Source organism: Arthrobacter sp. UYP4 (assembly GCF_057291175.1).
The window spans coordinates 123763-142567 of sequence record NZ_JBXAVU010000003.1 but is presented as its reverse complement, the minus strand read 5'-3'; the positions used below and the strand labels follow the sequence as shown (position 1 = coordinate 142567).

Genomic DNA, 18805 nt, shown 5'->3' with positions numbered 1-18805 from the left:
GATGCCCCGCCGGAATACCCGCCGGAGGGTGCCGGTTGCCGCCTGTGGAAGCGGAGAAGCAGGCCTCAGGGCCGGTTCAACCAGAGGAGCACCATGAAGGCAGTGTTTTACGAGCGGTACGGCGATCCCGACGTCCTCCAGTACGGCGAACAGCCCGACCCGAAGGTCGGACCGGACTCCGTGCTCGTCGAGGTCCGTGCGGCCTCGGTCAACCCGGTCGACTGGAAGATCACGGGCGGTCACCTCGATGGCGCCCTGCCCACCTACTTCCCGGTGGTCCCGGGCTGGGACGTCGCCGGCGTCGTCGTTCAGCCCGGCCCGTCCGTCACCGAGTTCCAGGCCGGCGACGAGGTGATCGGCTACGTCCGGATGGACACCGTCGGGCTGGGGACCTTCGCGGAGCAGGTGGCTGCTCCGGTCCGGACGCTCGCCCGCAAGCCGCGCAACGTGTCATGGGCCGAGGCCGCCACCATGCCGCTCGCCGGGCTCACCGCCTACCAGGCCCTCCGGGCCGTCGGTGCAGGGGAGGGCGATACCGTGCTGGTGCACAACGGCGCCGGCGGCGTGGGGACCTACGCCATCCAGATCGCCACTGCCTGGGGTGCGCGCGTGCTGGCCACGGCGTCCGAGAAGAACCACGACTTCCTGCGTTCTCTCGGTGCCGAGCCGCTGACCTACGGCGAGGGACTCGCGGACCGCATCACCGTCGCGGCTCCCGAGGGGCTCGACGCCGTCGTCGACTTCGTGGGCGGGGACGACCTGCCGGTCTCCCTCGAGCACCTGAGGACTCCGGGGCGGGTAGCCTCCGTGGTCGATGCAGGGATCAAGGACGAGGGCGGGCGATACATCTTCGTGCGGCCCGACCCGGAGGACCTGCTGGCCCTGACCGAACTCGTGGAGGCCGGCAGCGTGAAGCCCGTCCTCGCGGAGACCTTCCCTCTGGAGCGCGCGGCAGACGCCTTCCGCAGCAGCATCGAGGGACACGTGCGCGGCAAGCTCGCCGTGACCGTCGGCGACGAGGGCCAGGCGGGCCTGCCGGCCGCCTAGTAGCGCGTGTCCTCGTAGTCGTCGCCGAGGAGGTCGAGGGGTTCGCGCTGTGCGTCCTCCTCGGCACGGAGCCAGCGGCGGTACGCGTGGTCCACGCGGTGCCGGCGGGAGCCCGCGGTGATCAGCAGCAGGAAGATCGCCATGGCGGACACGAAGGCGACGTCGACCGCGAACGGCTCGCCGAGCATGCGTTCGACGGCGATCCACAGCAGCCCCCAGCACGTCGCGGCGGCTACCGAGAGCCGGCCCCGGTCCGTCGAGCACACCACGGCCGCTGTCATGAGGACCGTGATGATGCCGAGGATCGCCCAGGTGGTGCCCTTCCACCCGAACAGGTCGATCCCGGTGGCCGTGAAGAACGCCGCCGCGTTGGCCGCTGTCGCGACGAGCACCCAGCCGAGATAGAGACCGATCGGCGTGTCGACGGCGGCTCCTTCGAACCGCGTCTCGCCGGGGTGGTCGTTCAGGGTCTGGATGGCCACCAGCAGCGCGAAGAACAGCAGCAGGATGACCACGAGGCTCAGCACCGGCTGGTCGGCCTGTGCGCTGAGGATCCAGGCGAGGTTGAGGAGCATCGAGGCCGCGACGGTCCAGCCGAGCCTCCGGTGCCGCTCACGCCGACGCTGTGCCGGCAGCCACTGGAACACCGTGTACGCCACGAGGCCCGCGTAGATGACGCTCCAGATGGAGAAGGCCGCCGACGACGGCGCGAGCAGTGTCGCGTCCGGGGCGAACGCTCCGCCGGCGGCGTCGCGGATGGACGGACCGCCGAAGGCGCCTACGCCCGCCGCGGAGCCCAGGATGCAGGCCACGGCGCACAGCGTCACCGCGGACTGCCGGACGAGATCCGGGTCCCAGGTACCGACGTGGCGGACGGCGGCACCCCCGTGGCGGCCGAGCGCCTTGCCTGTCACGCCCGCGGCGACCCGCGCCTTGTCGGCGGCGACGCGGAGACGCTCCGCGGAGGCACCGGCCCTGTCGCGGTCCCCGCCGGTCGACCCCGTCACGGCGCGGAGCGCCTCGCGGGCAGCTCCCGTGGCCGATCCCACGATCCCGGGTAGTGACCGCCGTCCCGAGGGCGGACCGTCGACCGGCGCCCGATGCCCTGCTCCCTGGTGCGCCGTCGCCTGGTTCGCCGTCGTCCGGTGCGCCGTCGCCTGGTTCGCCGTCGCTCGGGCGGCGGTGCCCGATGCGGCTCCGCCCGATGCTGCTCCGGCAGGACCGTCGTCGTCCGAGGTCGCCGTGGTCGCCGTGGTGCGCGGCTGCGCGGCCTTCAGCCGCTCGAGGACACCTGCCGTGCCCGACCGCGGCTCCTCGACCGGGGCGTCGGAGGCTGCCATCGGGGGCCGACCCGGCCTGTCAGGGAGCCTGGGTCCCGGGTTCGTCGGGGTGCTCATGCGCTTTTTTGGCCTTCCGGTGTTTCTTCAGGGCGAGGACTGCCGCCGTGATCGCTCCCACCAGCGTACCGACAGCCATTCCCAGCAGTGCACTGACCCCTGCCGGCAGCCCCGTGGACGCGCCCGCGACGAAGCCGAGGCCGACCAGCCATGCCGTCCACAGCACACCTCCCGCTGCCGCCGCGAGCATGAACGGCCGGAGTGGGAGCTCCGCGATCCCGGCGGCGGCCATGCTCGCCGTCCGACCGCCGGGGAGGAAACGCACGGCGACGACGGCCGCGTAGGTGGGCGAGGTGCCGGCCTTGTCGATGGCCCTGCGCAGACCGCGATGGACGGAACGGCCCCATCGGAAACGGTCGAGGAAATGCGTGAGCTTGCGCCGGAACAGCAGGAAGATGGCGACGTCCCCGAGCCAGCTGCCCGCGAACGCGGCGACGAGCGCGAACGGGAGGAGGAGCATGCCGTGGGCCGACATGGTCCCGGCGCCGATGACCATCAGTTCCGAGGGCACGACCGGAAGCACCACGTCGACGAAGATGACGGCCACCATGACGAGGAGGTAGAGCGGTGCAGGAATGTCGGTACCGGGCAGGTCCACGCTGCAAATCTACCGTCCGCGCCCCGGATCCGGACCGGGATCTCCGAGGGTGCGAGGGGACGTCAGGCGAATTCGGCGAGGGTGAGTCCGGAGGTGAACCGCCGGTCCGAGCCATCCAGGGGGTCGGTGAACGCGATGCTGTGCGCCAGGAGCTGCAGCGGCCTGCCGTAGTCGTCGGGTGCCTGCGGATGCAGGACGGGGTAGAACGGGTCGTTGATGATGCCGAGTCCGAGCGACGCCATGTGGAGCCGGAGCTGGTGCGTCTTCCCGGTGTGCGGTTGCAGCCGGTACAGCCCCAGGTCGCCGCGCCGGTCGATCAGGCTGACCGTGGTGAGCGTGTTCGGGGGGCCCTCGACCTCCTGGGCCAGGAGATAGGTGCGGGATTTCACGATCCGGCTCCGGACGTCGAGTGGTTCGACGTCGAGGCGCAGCTCGGGCCGCACGGGCGCCACCGCACGGTACTCCTTGGTGATGCGTCGGTTCTCGAAGAGGAGCTGGTAGGCGCCGCGGGTCCCGGGATCGATGGAGAACATGAGGATCCCGGCCGTCATGCGGTCCAGCCGGTGCATGGGGATGAGGTCCGGCAGGCCGAGTTCCACGCGCAGCCGCACGAGCGCCGACTCGGCGACGTACATGCCGCCGGGCGTGGTGGGCAGGAAGTGCGGCTTGTCGACGACGAGCAGGTGGTCGTCCCGGTGCAGGACGGACAGCTCCACCGGGAGGCGTTCCTCGACGGGCAGCTCACGGTAGTACCAGACGAAGGTGTGCTCACCGAGGGGGGTGGAACGGGTCAGGACCTCGCCGCCGAGCGCCACCACCTCGCCGCGGTCGAAGCGTTCGCCGATGCCCTCGGGGTCGACGTGGTCGAACCGGTCGAGGATGTACTCCAGCGCCGTCTCCCACGGGCCCTCGGAGGGCAGGCGGAGCCGGGTGGCATTGACGCCGTTGCGCACGGGCAGGGGTGACGCCATGGCCATCAGCGTGCCGGCCGTTCCGTTGCATCCACTCCGTCAGGGTAGTGCCCGTGCATCTGCCGTCTCCAATCGGGGCTGGCAGTGCGGGCAGTAGTACAGCTCGCGCAGCTCGGTGTCCGAGTCGCCGAGCTGCTCCAGCGCCACGGGGGTGCCGCAGCGCAGGCAGCCCCGCCGGGAACGCCCGTAGACCCACAGGGTATTGCCCCGCAGCTGCCCGGTGGTGGCACGGGTACTGCGTTCCTTGTTCGCCTCGAGGAGCTTCTTGGAGAGCTCGACCATGCGCGGGAGGTTGGGCACCTCGGCCACCGGGGTCAGCGGGTGGACGCCGGCGAGGAAGCACAGCTCGCAGCGGTAGACGTTGCCGATGCCCGCGAGGTTGCGCTGGTCGAGCAGCGCCAGGCCGATGGGCCGGTCCGGCTGTTCCCGCAGGCGGCGCAGCGCTTCATCGGGGTCCCAGTCGGGCCCGAGGAGGTCCGGTCCGAGGAACCCGACGGCGTCCTCCTCCTCGGCGCGCGCGATGACACGCAGGAAGCCGAGTTCGAACCCGACGACGACGGCGTCCTCCGTCCCGAGGATGCATCGTGCCTTGAACGCGGGTCTCCGCCACTTCTCCCCGCGGGCGTAGACGTGCCAGAGGCCCTCCATCTTGAGATGCGAATGGATGTCCCAGCCGTCGTCGCCCCCGCCGCGGATCAGCAGGTGCTTCCCGCGGGCGACGACCTCCTGCACCGTGGAGCCGGTGAAGTCGACCGTGGCGAAGCGCGGGACCCGGATGTCGCAGCGGGTCAGGACCTTCCCGGCCAGCGCCCGGTGCAGCTCGCGCGCCGCCCGCCAGACGGTATCCCCCTCAGGCACGGATCCTCAACCCCCTCGGCGTCGTGTAGAAGCCGGCATCCGCGAGTGCCCTGCCGATGTCGGTGTCGAGGATCTCGCCGCCGTTGACCTTCTCGAGGGCCATCTTGTCCGCTGCACCCCGTCGGATGACCGTCACCAGCGCCAGCGCGGCCGAGCGCAGCACGTCGACGTCCTCGGTGAAGGTCAGGAGGGTCTTTCCGCCCCGTTCGACGTACAGCGCGAGGGCGCCGTCGACGAGCACCACGAGGGCGCCGGCCTTCCGGCCCGCCCGGTGGCCGCCGTCGGCCTGCGGCCAGCCGAGGGCCGCACCGTAGGGGTTGGCGGGGTCCGTGGCGGCGAGCGCGACGGCCTTCCTCGGAGGGGCCTCCCCGCCGAGGACGTCCTGCGCCGTGGGCAGCTGGTTGTCCGCACTGAAGGAGCGCAGGCGGTCCACCGTGGCGGGCACGGCGAACTGGGCGGCGCCGAGCTGCTCGATGAAGTAGCCCCTCCTGCACCGGCCCATCTCCTCGAGCCGCGCCAGCACCTTGTACATGAGCCCGAAGCCACCGGGGATACCTTCGTTCCCCACGGCGCCGCGCGTCACCACGCCATACCGGTCCAGCAGCAGCTCGGCCTGGGCGTGCGCGTGCAGTGTGGTCTCGGACTCCGTGGCGGGCAGCATGTTCCAGCGTCCGGCCGCCAGGGGAGGGGTGGGTCGCTGGTAGCCGCCGCCGGCACCGTCCGCTGCGTTCAGCCGCATCGAAGCGCCCGTGAGCGACTTCCCGGGAGCCCGGCCCAGCCTGCCCGCGCGGGAGGTGCGGGCGCGCGCCGGTACGGCTTTCTGCTTGTGTGCGGTCTTGCCGTTGGCGAGGAGCGAGCGCACCGGGGTGAAGGTGTCGTTACTGATGCGGCCGGCCCACACGAGGTCCCAGAGGGCGGTGACCACGGCGGTGTCTGCGACGGGCTCCTGCACGTCCAGCAGGTTGGTGAGCTGCCGGAGGAAGTATCCGCCACCCCCGGAGAGGGAGTCGAGCAGCGCCGTGTGCAGGGCGGACGGTTCGAAGGTGGGGTCGGGGCGCAGCGTGAGGGACGCGTTCTCGGCCAGGTGCAGGGCGATCCAGCCGTCGTTCCCGGCGAGCGAGCCCGCCCCGGACCACAGCACCTCGCCCGTGGCCGTCAGCTCGTCCAGCATCGCGGGCGTGTAGTTGGCCACGCGCTGCGCCAGGATCAGTGGCTCCCAGGCGGAGGCCGGGATCGGCACGCCGGAGAGCTGGTCGATCACCGTGATCACGCCGTCGAGCCCACGGAGGTTCGATCCGATGTGCTGCCACGCCGGGAGGAACCTGCCGTACGCGGACGGGTCCACCGGTTCCACCTCCTGGCGCAGCGCTGCGAGGGATCGGCGGCGGAGGCGGCGGAGCACCTCGGCGTCACACCATTCGCTCGAGGCGGGGGTGTGCACGGTGATGGTGCCCGGTGCCGCCCCGGATTCGGCGGAGATGTCAAGCACCGGCGTCGCTTCGGCGGGCCGGAACTCGCCCTCCACCACGCGCCCGGCGCCGGCGAGCCGCTGCAGGGCTCCGGCGACGACGGCGACGCCGAGGCCCAACCGGGCGGCGGCCTCCGCTGCGGTGAACGGACCGTGGGTGCGGGCGTAGCGGCCCACGAGGTCCCCGAGGGGATCGGCGACGGGTTCGATGAATGCGAGCGGGATACCCATGGGAAGCGGTACGCCGATCGCGTCGCGCAGGCGGGCGGCATCCTCGACGGCGGAGATGCGCTCCGCCCCGGCGATGTTGATGGTCAGCGCACGGTTCGCCTTCACCAGGGCGGCGACGTGCCCGCGCACCACCTCGGGGGAGGCCCGGCCCGGAGTCGGCGCGGGCTGCGTGGTGGCGGCGAGCAACTCCTCGTCCGTGGGCTCCTCTCCACCGGCACTGATGTGAGCGACGTCGTCGGTATCGATGCCGTCGGCGCCGTTGCCGTGGGTACCAGCCCCATGATCGGCCATCTGCAGGGCAGCACTCGGTGCGGCGGGGTCCTGCCCTGCGGACCGACCCGCAGCTGGTCGGTCCTCCCCGGGAGCCTCCAGCCGCTGGCCGATCTCCTCCACCGTCAACGGGCCGAGGAGCCGCAGCAGATCCGTGACGCCCTCCAGCCCACGCGCCAGCCGGTCCGGCTTCAACCGCTGGAGCTCCAGCTCCGTCTCGACGATCACCCGGGCGTCCAGCAGCTCACGGAGCTCGGCGCGCCCCAGCAGCTCGTTGAGGAGGGTGGGATCGAGGGAGAGAGCAGCGGCACGTCGCTCGGCGAGCGGGGAATCGCCCTCGTAGAGGAAGGACGCCACGTAGCCGAAGAGCATGGACCGGGCGAAGGGGGAGGGCTGCTGCGTGGTCACCTCCACGATGCGCAGTTCCCGGCGTTCGAGGGACGCCGCGAGCTCCTTCAGGGCAGGGAGATCGTAGACGTCCTGCAGGACCTCGCGGACGGTTTCGAGCACGATGGGGAAGGTGGGGTACTTCTTCGCGACGTCCAGCAGCTGCGCGGAACGTTGACGTTGCTGCCACAGCGGTGATCGTTTTCCGGGATTCTGGCGCGGCAGCAGGAGGGCGCGCGCTGCGCATTCCCGGAAGCGTGACGCGAACAGGGCCGAGCCGCCCACCTCTGCGGTGACGATGCCGTCGAGTTCCTCGGCGTCGAAGAGGAAGAGGTCCGCTCCGGGGGGTTCGTCGTCCATGAGCGGTACCCGCAGCACGATGCCGTCGTCGGACGCCATCGCGGAGCCGTCCATGCCGTAGCGCTGCTCGAGCCGCGCGCCGACCGCCAGGGCCCAGGGGGCATGCACGGGCATGCCGAAGGGGCTGTGCAGCACCACGCGCCAGTCGCCGAGCTCGTCGTGGAACCGCTCCACCACCAGGGTCCGGTCACTCGGGACCACTTCGGTGGCCTCGCGCTGCTCCGTCAGGTAGGTGATGAGGTTGCCGGAAGCCCAGTCGTCCAGTCCGATCCTCGCGCAACGCTCTTGCGCCTGCTCCACGGTGCCACCCGACATCTCCCGGTTGAAGGCGCCCAGCGCCCGGCCGAGTTCCACGGGCCGACCCAGGGAATCACCCTTCCAGAACGGCAGCTTGCCGGGCTGCCCGAAGGCGGGGGAGACCAGCACACGATCGTGCGTGATCTCCTCGATCCGCCAGCTCGTGGCGCCGAGTGCGAAGACGTCGCCCACGCGCGACTCGTAGACCATCTCCTCGTCGAGCTCGCCGACGCGCCGGCCGCCGGCACGCGGACCCTCGCCCTCCGAGCCGACGAGGAACACCCCGAAGAGGCCCCGGTCCGGGATGGTGCCGCCCGAGGTGACGGCCAGGCGCTGCGCACCGGGCCGGCCGGTGATGGTGCCCTCCACGCGGTCCCAGATGATGCGGGGGCGCAGCTCGGCGAACTCGTCCGAGGGGTACAGGCCCGCGAGCAGGTCGAGCGTGGCATCGAACGCGGATCGCGGCAGCGTGGCGAACGGGGCCGATGCGCGGACGACGTCGAACCATTCCTCGACGTCGATGGTGCCCAGCGCCGCGGCGGCCACGGTCTGCTGGGCGAGGATGTCCAGCGGGTTGGTGGGGATGTAGAGGGGCTCGATCTTCCCCGCGAGCATGCGCTCCACCGTGACCGTGGTGTTGACGAGGTCCCCCCGGTGCTTGGGGAACAGGACTCCCTGCGAGACCTCGCCCACCTGGTGTCCGGCGCGGCCCACGCGCTGCAGGCCACTGGCCACGGAGTGCGGTGACTCGACCTGCACCACGAGGTCCACGGCGCCCATGTCGATCCCGAGCTCCAGGGAGCTGGTCGCCACGACGCAGCGCAGGCGTCCCGACTTGAGATCGTCCTCGATGAGTGCGCGCTGGTCCTTGGACACCGAGCCGTGGTGGGCCCGGGCCAGGAGCGCCTCGGCGCCGGCGCTCTGGCCCGCCTGCGCCATCATCTGCGCCGGGGTTGCCGTGGTGTGCGCGAACGACGGCGAGCTCGCGGCTGGTTCGGCGGCGTCCGGCATGCCACCGGCGGCCCAGGCGGCGTCGCGTTCCAGGCGTTCGGCGTGGATCTCGTTGAGCCGGGCGGTGAGGCGCTCGGCGAGCCGCCGCGAGTTCGCGAACACGATCGTGGACTGGTTCGCCTCGATGAGGTCCACGATCTTCTCCTCCACATGCGGCCAGATGCTCGCCTGCGGTACGGCGTCGCCGTCGTCGTCGGTGTTGGCCGCAGCTCCGCCGAGCTCCGTCATGTCCTCGACCGGTACGGTGACGGTGAGATCCCACTGCTTCTTCGACGGCGGTGCGACGATCTCCACCGGGGCGTTGCCGGAGAGGAAGCGGGCCACGGTCTCCTTCGGCTCCACCGTGGCCGAGAGACCGATGCGCTGCACCGGCTTCTCCAGCAGTGCGTCGAGCCGCGCGAGGGAGACGGCGAGGTGGGCGCCGCGCTTGGTCCCGGCGACGGCGTGCACCTCGTCGATGATGACGGTGTCCACCTCCATCAGCGTCTCGCGCGCTTTCGAGGTGAGCATGAGGAACAGCGATTCGGGGGTGGTGATGAGGATGTCCGGGGGGCGCGTGAGCATCGCGCGGCGCTCGGCCTGTGGGGTGTCGCCCGAGCGGACGCCCACGGTGATGCTCGGCGCGGGCAGTCCGAGGCGCTTCGCCGTCTGCGTGATGCCGATCAGGGGCGCCCGCAGGTTCCGCTCGACGTCGACGCCGAGGGCTTTCAAGGGCGAGATGTAGAGCACCCGGGTGCTGCGCTTCGGCTTCTTCGGCGATGCCTTGCCGCCCTTCGCCGCAGGCTCGGAGACGTCGGGATCGCCGCTGCCCTCACCGGAGGCGATCAGCCGGTCCAGCGCCCAGAGGAAGGCGGCGAGGGTCTTGCCGGATCCGGTGGGCGCGACGACGAGGGCGTTCGACCCGGCGGAGATCGCCGACCAGGCGCCCTCCTGGGCCGGGGTGGGCTCGGCGAAGGCTCCCGCGAACCACTCGTGGGTTGCGGGGGTGAACCTCGTCAGTACCTGCGTCACTTCTTCATTCTGCCCCAGCGCACCGACACTCCATCCGGTCCCGCCGCACCGGACCGCGTCCTGCGACAGGCCGGCGGAGAGGGAGTACGTTGCGTAGGACGGCGTACGGAACGAACGACGGAACCACCGACGGAGAGGCGACGCATGGGAGCCGGGACCGGGGAGGCCCAGCCTGCCGCGCCCCGCGGGGACGTGGCCAACAACTGGGTCCCGGTCGCGGGGGTCGGGGCTCTCTTCCTCGGCGGAGCCGTGACGGCGCTCGTGGTCGACGGCGACACGCGGCGGACGGCGGCCTATTTCGTGGTGAGCACCCTGGTGCTGATCCTGGTGGCTGCTCCCTGGCTCGTCTCCCACCCTCCGGCGCTTGCCGCTCCTCCGGGCGCCTATCTGGTGCTCGGCGTCGCCGTCGAACTGGGCGCACTCGTCGGCGGTGCCGTGGAGGCCTTCCACGGACTCGGGGCCTGGGTGGTGCTCGGGGTCGGTCTTGCAGTGTACGGGCAGTTGGAACGGGCCCGCGTGATGGTCACCGCGGGCGGAGCCGCGGTCGTCCTCGGTGTCGTCGCCATCGCGGCGGCTCTGCCGTGGCTGACGCTGGGGCTCGCGCTGGCCACCTCGGCGTTTCTCGTCCTCGCAGCGTGGCGACTACGGCGGCTCGGGCCGCATGCGCAGTACCGGGCGGTTCGCGCGGCTAGGCGGCGGGCTGCAGCGTTCCGACGGTCATCAGGACGATCGACGACGCCGAGCATGCCGGGATCTCCTGCGCCAGGACGAGCGAGTCGGTGGCGCCCGGCGGGTAGACGCGGACTCCGGCCGCCGACGTGATGCCGCACCCGTCGCCGTAGTTCTGGGCGTTGGTCTGCTGCAGCGTGGCCGTCGCCGATGCCCCGGGAGCCAGGACCACAGGGGTCGTGGCGGAGCCGTCGCGATCCGCGGGAGCGCCGATCTGGGTGCCGGACGCATCGACGAAGGACACACCGGGGAACCCGTCGACGACGCACTCCTGGTCGGATGCGTTGGTCAGCACGATCGTCCTGTAGACGCTCCCGGCTGCTGCTCCGCCGGCCTGGTCCTCGACGGCGCCGCTGAGTTGCGCCGCGGTGCAGACACCGGCGGCTGCCGGCGTCGACGCGGATGCACTGGGGGAGGGCGACGGGGTCGCGCTCTCCGTCGTGGCGGTCGGAGCGGGGGTCGCCGGGGTGGTCGGCTCCGCCGAGGACTCCGCTGTGGCCGACGGCGAAGCCGACGGTGCCGATGCCGATGCAGAGGTTGATGACGAGGACGGTGACGAGGTCGCCGTCACCCCGGCGTCCTCCGATCCCGACGACGCGCAGCCGCTCACGACGGCGATCACTCCCACGGCCGTGACGGCCGACATCCAACGCTTGCTCCCCAGCAGACTAGTCATGCCCTCACCCTACGTCCGGGAATCGGGGTGTCCCGCAGGCGGCGCGTGGTGTGGCGGGATCGTTACACGCCTACTCGTGGTGGTAGGACCGGCCGCCGGCGATCTCCTGGGCGCGGTACACCTGCTCCGCGAGGATGAGGCGGACGAGCTGGTGCGGGAACACCAGCGGGGAGAGGGACCAGATGAAGTCGGCGCGCCGGTGCACGTGATCATCGACGCCGTACGCGCCGCCGATGATCACCGTGACATTGCGGGAGGACTCGAGCGGGCGCAGGAGGGTCCGCGAGAGCGTGGGGGAATCGATGGCCTTGCCGCGCTCGTCGAGCAGCACCACGTAGTCGTCACCGAGCCTGGCGAGGAGCCGCTCGGACTCCTCCCGGCGCGCGGCGTCGTGCTCCCTCGCCGAGTGGGCGATCAGCTGCCACGACAGGTCGAACGGTTTCTTGAGGCGTTTCACGTAGCGCTCGATGCCCTCGGCCACCCAGCTCTCGTGCTTGCGGCCCACTGCGAGCACCCGGATTCCCATGTGATCAGGCTATCGCCAGGGGAAGGACTCCGGCCCCGCAGTGGCCCCGGGGATGAACTGCGGGCGAACGCCAGGCAAAGGACAAGCGCTTGCACAAGACCTTCGTGCGCGGAAGCTTTCCTGCCCGGTAACCGGCACCGTAAGTACGCTTACTAAATTCTGTGAGGACCACGAAGTGAACGAAGGGGGCGGCAATGTCGACCATCACCGGCGGATTGGACGCATCAGGCACAGCGGGGAAGGACATCCGGCTGATCCTGGCCGGGCACGTGCACTTCCCGTCGTCGTCGCTCTTCGCAGGGATCCCCGTGTCGGTCGCGTCGTCGACCTGCTACACGCAGGACCTCAACGTCCCCGTGGGCGGGATCCGCGGCCGGGACGGGGCGCAGGCCTTCAATCTCGTGCACGTCTATCCGCACACGATCGTCACGTCGGTGGCCACGCTCGGGTCCTATCCGACCGTCGGGGAGTACATCCCTCCGGAGGAGGCACGACGACGCCTGACGGCGGGGATCGGGACTCCCGTCCGGCGCTGAGCGGACGGGAGCACCCGGGCCGGGGTCAGCCGTTCGCGTCCTCGCGGGACGTGATCCCGAAGCCCGGGGACTGCAGTTCGGTGAAGTTCCCGACGGTCGCGCGCACCGTGCACTCCGGCGTGATCTGCAGGGCGGTGACGGTGAGCCCCGAGCTGTCGACGGCGAGCGCCCCACCGCAGCCGTCGGAGAACCGCACTCCGTCCTCGCCGCCTGCGACTGCTGTGAGCATCTGCGACGGCTTGCCCGACGCCGGACTGACGTAGAGCGGGTTCAGCTCGTCCGGGCCGCCGGCCCACACGGGGATGAGCGTGATCTTCAGGGGGCTCGGCGTCACCACACGCGCCGGGGTTCGGACCTCCACCCCGGTCAGACGCTGGACGGGGTAGGCGGTGCCCGGAACGGCCGGGTCCTGCGTCGCGGCCGACGTCGCCTCGGACCCACCGCGGAGCCACGCATCGAGCGCCTGCTGGTCGGTGGGCTGCGCCGACACCGAGGCAGTCACCTGGACCGACCCTCCCGCCGGGACCTGCAGGTCCGACAGCGTCCAGCCGCACGCGACATCGAGCCCGGTGATGGAGGCCTGGTTGCGCTTGGCGGGGGCACCCTCCCAGCTGACGGCAGGGCACGCCTCACCCTCGGCCATCCCCGGGACCACCTCGAGGAACTCCCCGGACAGCGGCGCCTTCTGTGCTGCGTAGGTGAGCGTCAGGCGGATCCGGCCGGAGGATGGCTCGTAGGCTGCGGCCCGCGAGATCGTCAGGCCGGTGGGCAGGGCTGTGTCCTGCGTCTGGGCCGACAGCGGAGCGCCGGCACCGGCGGACGCCGCCGGCCGCTCGGCAGGGCTGAGGACCACGAACCCGACGACCATCCCCACCAGGAGGAGCACAGCCGTTCCCGCGAGGAGGAGGGCCTTGCGGGTGCGCCAGAACGGGCGCGCGCCCGCGGGTTCGAGTCGGGTCCCGGCCACCGGCCGCACGTCGCGTCGCGGCAGAGGGCGGACGATGGTCGCGTTGCCCGCCTCCCCGAGCCGCGGGACCTCCGTGCTGTCGTCGGCGGGCGGGGCTGACGCCAGGGCTGCGAGCTCCGCGTCCGTGAAGGCGCCGCGGACCACCGTGGCGGGGCGATCCACGTCGTCGAAGTCCGCCGGGGCTTCCCCGGGCGCGAGGGGCGCGCTCGCGGCGAGGCGCAGCGCGAGGCGTCGGAGCGTCGCTGCCGCCTCGGCGGCGGTGGGGCGCTCCGCGGGGTCCTTGGACAGGAGCCCGGCCAGGACGTCCCAGAGGCCGTCGTCCACGGGGATCCTCGGCGGATGGGCGGAGACGTGGCGGTAGGCGACGCTGAAGTCCGTGCCCGGGCCGGCGAAGGGGGTGCGTCCGGCGAGCAGCTCGTAGAGCAGGACCCCCGTGGAGTAGACATCACCGGGAGGGCCCGAGCGGCCCTGGCTGATGAGTTCCGGCGGCATGTACTGCGGAGTGCCGATGAGGCCCGTCGTCTGGCGGACCCTCTCGCCCACGACGTCGGAGATGCCGAAGTCGGAGACCCGGACGTCGCCTGGGGTCCACCCGGTCCAGGGCCGGGCGAGGAGCACGTTGTCCGGCTTGATGTCGCGGTGCGTCACGCCCCGGGTGTGGGCGAACGCTAGTGCGTCGAGCACCTCGGCGGTGACGCCCAGCGCGTCCGCGGGACGCAGCGTGCCGGCTTCCCGCACGACGTCCCGCAGGGAGCCGCCGGCGACGTAGTCCATGACGATGGCCAGCCTCGCGCCCTCCACCACCATGTCGCGCACCGTGACGATGGAGGAGTCCTGCAGCCCGAGCAGCACGGACCGCTCACGGACGAACCGCTCCACCAGTGAGGCGTCATCGGCGTGCTCGGGAAGCAGCACCTTCGCGGCGAGGATCCGGTCGTCGCTCGCGGTGACGGTCCACACCTCACCGACGGCTCCGGAGCCGACCCGCTCACCGAAGCGGTAGGACGCGCCGAGCGCCTGGCCCGTCTGTGCGAGTTGCATACCCTTCCCTCTCCCTCTCTCCGACGCCGTCGGTCTGATCTGCCGGGCGCACCCGTGTCGGGGCCCCTGTCATCGTAGGTGCCGGTCAGCCTCCGGGACTGATCGACTGGACGAGCGACACCTGTCCGCCCACCCCGAGGTATCCGCGTCCGGTGGTCAACGCCACCGGCGCCTTCCGTGGCAGCGCCGCACCCAGCAGCTCGCCGTCGTAGTCCACATCCGGCTGCAGCAGCACGCCGAGGCGTGACTTGCGGACCGTCTTGGTCCAGTGTCCGTACAGTCCGCGGAGATCCGCGGCCCGGCCCGCCGCGATGACGCACAACCCCGACGTCCCGGAGGCCACGATGCCGGCGATGGACTGGTCGGGGTCCTCGAACCGCTCCGCGTCGTCGACCAGGAGGAACACCGGGCCGCGCTCGAGCCGCAGGGACGCCAGCAGGGCCGGGACCTCGTCCGCGCCGACGGCCGTGCGGTCGAGGGCAGCGGAGGCCAGGGGGGAGCGACGGTCGCAGATGCCCCAGACCTGGGCTGCTCCCTGGGGTGTGGCCGCTCCCCGCAGGGTCGCGGCGAGCGCCATGAGCAGCGTGGACTTCCCGGAGCGGGCGGGCCCGGCGATGAGCGCATGCTCACCCTCGTAGACCTCCAGGAACGCGGGGGAGAGGTCCGACTCCTGGAGTCCGATCGGGATGCGCCACGGCTCGGCGTCCAGGTGCGGGCCGACCCCCAGGTCCTGCAGGGTGACGTCCGCAGGCAGGCGCCGGATGGCCCGGGACTTCGCGGGGGCGTCGGCCCAGCCCTGCCGTACCCGGTCCACGGCGGCGGCGACACCGATGCGGGGCGTGGCCACATGCATCTGGAGCGCGGTGCGGGGGTCCACGCAGCGACCCGGGAGCGCGGCCGGGATCTGCTTGCCCCGGACGCCGAGGGAGGAGTAGTCGTAGGTGTCCGCCAACCGGAACAGCCACCGCTGGAGGGTCACCTCGTTCATGGCCGAGGGCACCGCCTTGGCACGTGTGGTGGAGACCGCGAAGGAGAGTCCGAGCGCCGGGCCGTCCGCGTACGCACGGTACAGCAGGTCCAGCAGCTGCTGCCCCTCGTAGTCCTGGAGCTCGTCCCGCAGGGAGGCCAGGCCGTCCAGCAGCACCACGGTGCGGCGGTGCGTGCCAGGCTCCGCGCGGCGCCGTTCCAGCTCGCCGTGCAGATGTCGCAGGAAGCGGGCCTGCTGCTCCTTGGCGCCGGCCCCGGAACCCACGTAGGCGACGGTGTGCGGCAGCCCTTCCAGGGCCGCGAGCGCCCGCGAACCCAGGTCGAGGACCATCAGGTCGAGGTCGGCCGGATCCGTGTCCCGGGCGAGGGACAGCGCGATGGACGCCAGTGCGGTCGTCGTACCGGAACCGGCCACGCCCATCAGCATCAGGTTGCCCGCAGACAGGTCCCAGCCCGCCGCGGACTGGCGCTGCAACTCCGGCTCGTCCATGAGCGTCACCAGCACCGAGGAGCCCCGCACCCCGCCCACCCTCGGCAGGTGGTGCGGGTCGGGTTCGTCCGCGCCGTCGTCGTGCCCCTCGGGGAGGAACCCGTCCAGCTCCACGCGTTCGCCGAGGGCCTCGGGCCAGACCTGCCGCGGCGGTGCGTAGCCGGCGTCGGCGTTGGCCCCCACCACGGCATCGATGAGGAGGTCGAGGTCGTTCTCGTCCGACGCCGCGGCTGCGGACGCCGCCGCCGGGGGCACGGGGACGCCGAACCGGCGCACCTCGCGGACATCCACCGCCGCGCCCCCGCCGGCCTGCACGCGTCCCGTGACGAGGGCCGTCTGCACGGGTGTGATCTCGTCCTGGCCGAGCTTCACGTAGGCCCGGCCCATCTGTGCCCGGCCGATCGCCGAGGCCGCCGGGACGCCGATGACGTTGCTGGAGTCCTCGCGGCTCTGCACCCGCAGCGCCACCCGGAGGTTGGTGTTCGCGAGGATGTCCTCGCTGACGACGCCGGCGGGGCGCTGCGTCGCCAGGATCATGTGCACGCCCAGGGTCCGGCCCACGGCCCCCACGCTGACGAGCGCCTTGAGCACGTCCGGGAAGTCCTTCGCCAGCATCGCGAACTCGTCGATCACGAGGAGCAGCCTCGGCATGGGCTCGGCAGGGTTCGTGGCGAGGTAGGCGTTCAGGTTGTCGATACCCTCGCCGGCCGCCGCGAAGACCCGCTGGCGGCGCTCCATCTCCGCTTCCAGGGCCAGGAGGGCGCGGTCGGCCAGTTGCTCGTCCAGGTTGGAGATGGTGCCGATGGTGTGAGGGAGGCGCTCGCAGGCCTTGAACGCCGCCCCGCCCTTGAAGTCCACGAGGATGAAGTTCAGGCGGGTGGGATCGTTGCGTGCCGCGAGGCCCGCCACGAGGGAGCGCAGGAACTCGGACTTGCCGGAGCCGGTGGTGCCGCCCACCAGGCCGTGCGGGCCGTCCTTGACGAGGTCCAGCGTCAGGGTCCCGTTCTCGTCCGTGCCGATCGGCGTCGACACCCCCGGGGAGGTCTCCCACATGCGGCGGATCGTGGCCGGGTCGGGGTGCTCGTAGCCCAGGAGTCGGGGCAGCCGCACGAGGGCGGGAAGGGAAGCCCCGGGGACGCTGAGCTCCGGGTCGTCGAAGTGTGCCAGGCGCATGGCGCAGCGCAGCGCCTCCTCCTCGTCGAGGCCAGCGAGGATGACGTCGTCCACGCGGACCAGGTCCTCCGGTTGCTCGACGGTGGCCGCTGCATCCGACCCCACCCTGATGATGGTGGTGCAGGCCGCCGGCAGTTGCTCCTCGGACGTGGCGATGACGATGCCCGCCACCCGGGACGTGCGCTGGTGCGCCGTCAGGGAGGCCCCCGGAACGGAGCGGCCCATGCCGAGCAGTGCGCGAGCCGGGGCATCCCGGCCCTCGGTGAGGACCTCGGAGTCCAGGACCACCAGCAGGGCCGGCGTGGGCAGTTCGGCGACCGTGTCCTTGAGCGAGCGGAGCATGGCAAGACTCGTCTCACGATGATCGGACATCCACCGCCGGCCCGTGCTGCTGCCGGCCTGGCGGGTATGCGGGAGCCAGGAAGCCCACTCCCACTCGTCGGCGCGTCCGGCGTCGCAGAAGACGCCGACGGTCAGGTCTGCGGGTCCGACGTGCACCGCGGCCTGGGCGAGGAGGGACCGCGCGAGCGCCAGGGTGCCGTCCCGCGGTCCCACGATGCCCACCACTCCGGCGTCGGTGAGGTCCACCAGCACGGGTGCGGCCAGCAGGCGCGCCGCCGCGAGGGAGTCCCTGACCTTCTCCTGCATGCGGGGGCCGGCCGACCGATCCACCGGGGGCTTCCACGGGACGTCGCCCGTGCCGGCGTGCAGGGCCAGGAAGTCGTCGGCGTCGGCGCGGCGCTGCCACAGGGAGGTGGCGGGGAGAGCCGCGCGCCGTACGACGGTCGCGGGGTCGGGGATCAGCCGGTGGCGCAGGGCGGTCTCGGTCTCCGCTGCCGCACGGATCTGCTGCTCGAAATCCTCGATCGCTGCGGTGAAGCGGGCGTCCTCGTCCTTGAGTCCGCGGGCGTGACGGCGTTTCTGCTCGAACCACATGCCCACGGCCATGACCGGGCTGAGCATGGCGAACATCGCGAAGCGGAGGTCCCGCAGGATGATGACCATGGCCACGGCCATCACGAGGGGCGCGAGCACGCTGATGTAGCTGAACTTGCCGGCGGGCGGGACGTCCTTGGGGCTCGGGGGGATGAGCGCGTCGGCCGCCGGGGCCTTTCCGGGACGGGGCGGCCGGTTGAAGGGCGCCGTCGCCGCGGGGGTCAGGTTGTGCAGGCTGCCCGGCGCGGGGGCCGGGGTCTCGTCGAGGGACCGGCGCAGCAGGAGCACTGTCCCGCCCGCCGTGATCGTGGCGATCTCGCGGACCAGGACGCCGTCGTCCCCCACCCTCTCGCCGTCCACGAGGGTCCCGTTCGTGGAGCCGCTGTCCAGGACCCGCACGCCGTCGTCCTCCCGGCGAAGGCGGCAGTGCTCCCAGGATGCGCTCTCGGCGGGCAGGGTGAGATCGGCGTGGGGTGACCGGCCGATGAGCATCTCACGACCGCGAGGGACGTCGGTCACCGTGCCGGTGTGCTGGCCGCCGGCGAGTGTCACGCTCCAGTCGCGCACGCGCTGGGGAGCCGGCCACGGTGCCCGGGCGATGCGGCTGCCCTCCAGGAGGACGAGCTCCGACACAGGGGTGGACCCGCGGACCTCGGCCTCGTCCACGAACACGGACTCGTCGGGCCCGAGGCGTGGCCCGCCGGCGATCTCCACCAGGTCCGCCAGCGTGGTGGCCGGCGCTGCGTGCGCCACCTCGCACTCGAAGCGACGCTCGTCCAGGTCTATCAGCACGCGCACCGGGCGATCCTTCTGTCAGTGGAGTGGACCCGTCCACGGA

The 18805-nt window shown here is 71.9% G+C and carries 11 protein-coding genes; 2 read left to right on the top strand and 9 right to left on the bottom strand.

Annotation, left to right across the window (positions count from 1 at the left end; genetic code table 11):
- The first annotated feature begins 93 nt into the window (after positions 1 to 93).
- On the top strand, positions 94 to 1047 hold the full coding sequence (locus AC0Z9V_RS12840; protein WP_485141753.1) for an NADP-dependent oxidoreductase: 954 nt from the start codon (positions 94 to 96) through the stop codon (positions 1045 to 1047).
- Here the strand turns inward: AC0Z9V_RS12840 and AC0Z9V_RS12835 are convergent.
- From AC0Z9V_RS12835 to AC0Z9V_RS12805, 7 genes are all read right to left on the bottom strand, one after another.
- Positions 1044 to 2387: a tryptophan-rich sensory protein gene (locus AC0Z9V_RS12835; RefSeq protein ID WP_485141752.1), complete on the bottom strand. Its 1344-nt coding sequence runs from the start codon at positions 2385 to 2387 to the stop codon at positions 1044 to 1046. The two genes, AC0Z9V_RS12840 and AC0Z9V_RS12835, sit on opposite strands and share 4 nt — an antisense overlap.
- A 19-nt stretch (positions 2388 to 2406) precedes the next feature.
- Positions 2407 to 3042, bottom strand: a complete 636-nt coding sequence (locus AC0Z9V_RS12830) for a DedA family protein (protein WP_459268865.1) — start codon at positions 3040 to 3042, stop codon at positions 2407 to 2409.
- 62 nt (positions 3043 to 3104) lie between these two features.
- Positions 3105 to 4013 carry an RluA family pseudouridine synthase gene (locus AC0Z9V_RS12825; RefSeq protein ID WP_485141751.1) on the bottom strand — a complete coding sequence of 303 codons (909 nt, stop codon included), beginning with the start codon at positions 4011 to 4013 and terminating at the stop codon, positions 3105 to 3107.
- 39 nt (positions 4014 to 4052) lie between these two features.
- Positions 4053 to 4871: an Fpg/Nei family DNA glycosylase gene (locus AC0Z9V_RS12820; RefSeq protein WP_133080345.1), complete on the bottom strand. Its 819-nt coding sequence runs from the start codon at positions 4869 to 4871 to the stop codon at positions 4053 to 4055.
- Positions 4864 to 9906: an Lhr family helicase gene (locus AC0Z9V_RS12815; protein WP_485141750.1), complete on the bottom strand. Its 5043-nt coding sequence runs from the start codon at positions 9904 to 9906 to the stop codon at positions 4864 to 4866. The genes AC0Z9V_RS12820 and AC0Z9V_RS12815 overlap by 8 nt, the downstream gene beginning before the upstream one ends.
- Positions 9907 to 10594: 688 nt before the next feature.
- Positions 10595 to 11311, bottom strand: coding sequence for a DUF4232 domain-containing protein (locus AC0Z9V_RS12810; RefSeq protein WP_485141749.1), 717 nt, complete (start codon positions 11309 to 11311; stop codon positions 10595 to 10597).
- A gap of 70 nt (positions 11312 to 11381) precedes the next feature.
- Complete coding sequence (locus AC0Z9V_RS12805) at positions 11382 to 11837, bottom strand: 23S rRNA (pseudouridine(1915)-N(3))-methyltransferase RlmH (RefSeq protein ID WP_459268875.1); 456 nt, start codon at positions 11835 to 11837, stop codon at positions 11382 to 11384.
- A 194-nt stretch (positions 11838 to 12031) separates the two neighbouring features.
- On the opposite strand from AC0Z9V_RS12805, the gene AC0Z9V_RS12800 reads away from it, so the two are divergent.
- Entirely contained in the window at positions 12032 to 12373 is a 342-nt protein-coding gene (locus AC0Z9V_RS12800) for a hypothetical protein (RefSeq protein WP_485141748.1), read from the top strand.
- 25 nt (positions 12374 to 12398) lie between these two features.
- On the opposite strand, the gene AC0Z9V_RS12795 is transcribed toward AC0Z9V_RS12800, so the two are convergent.
- Both AC0Z9V_RS12795 and AC0Z9V_RS12790 read right to left on the bottom strand, forming a co-directional pair.
- Positions 12399 to 14381, bottom strand: a complete 1983-nt coding sequence (locus tag AC0Z9V_RS12795; RefSeq protein WP_485141747.1) for a serine/threonine-protein kinase — start codon at positions 14379 to 14381, stop codon at positions 12399 to 12401.
- Between the two features lie 85 nt (positions 14382 to 14466).
- Positions 14467 to 18765, bottom strand: coding sequence for an FtsK/SpoIIIE domain-containing protein (locus AC0Z9V_RS12790; RefSeq protein WP_133080352.1), 4299 nt, complete (start codon positions 18763 to 18765; stop codon positions 14467 to 14469).
- Positions 18766 to 18805: the final 40 nt, after the last annotated feature.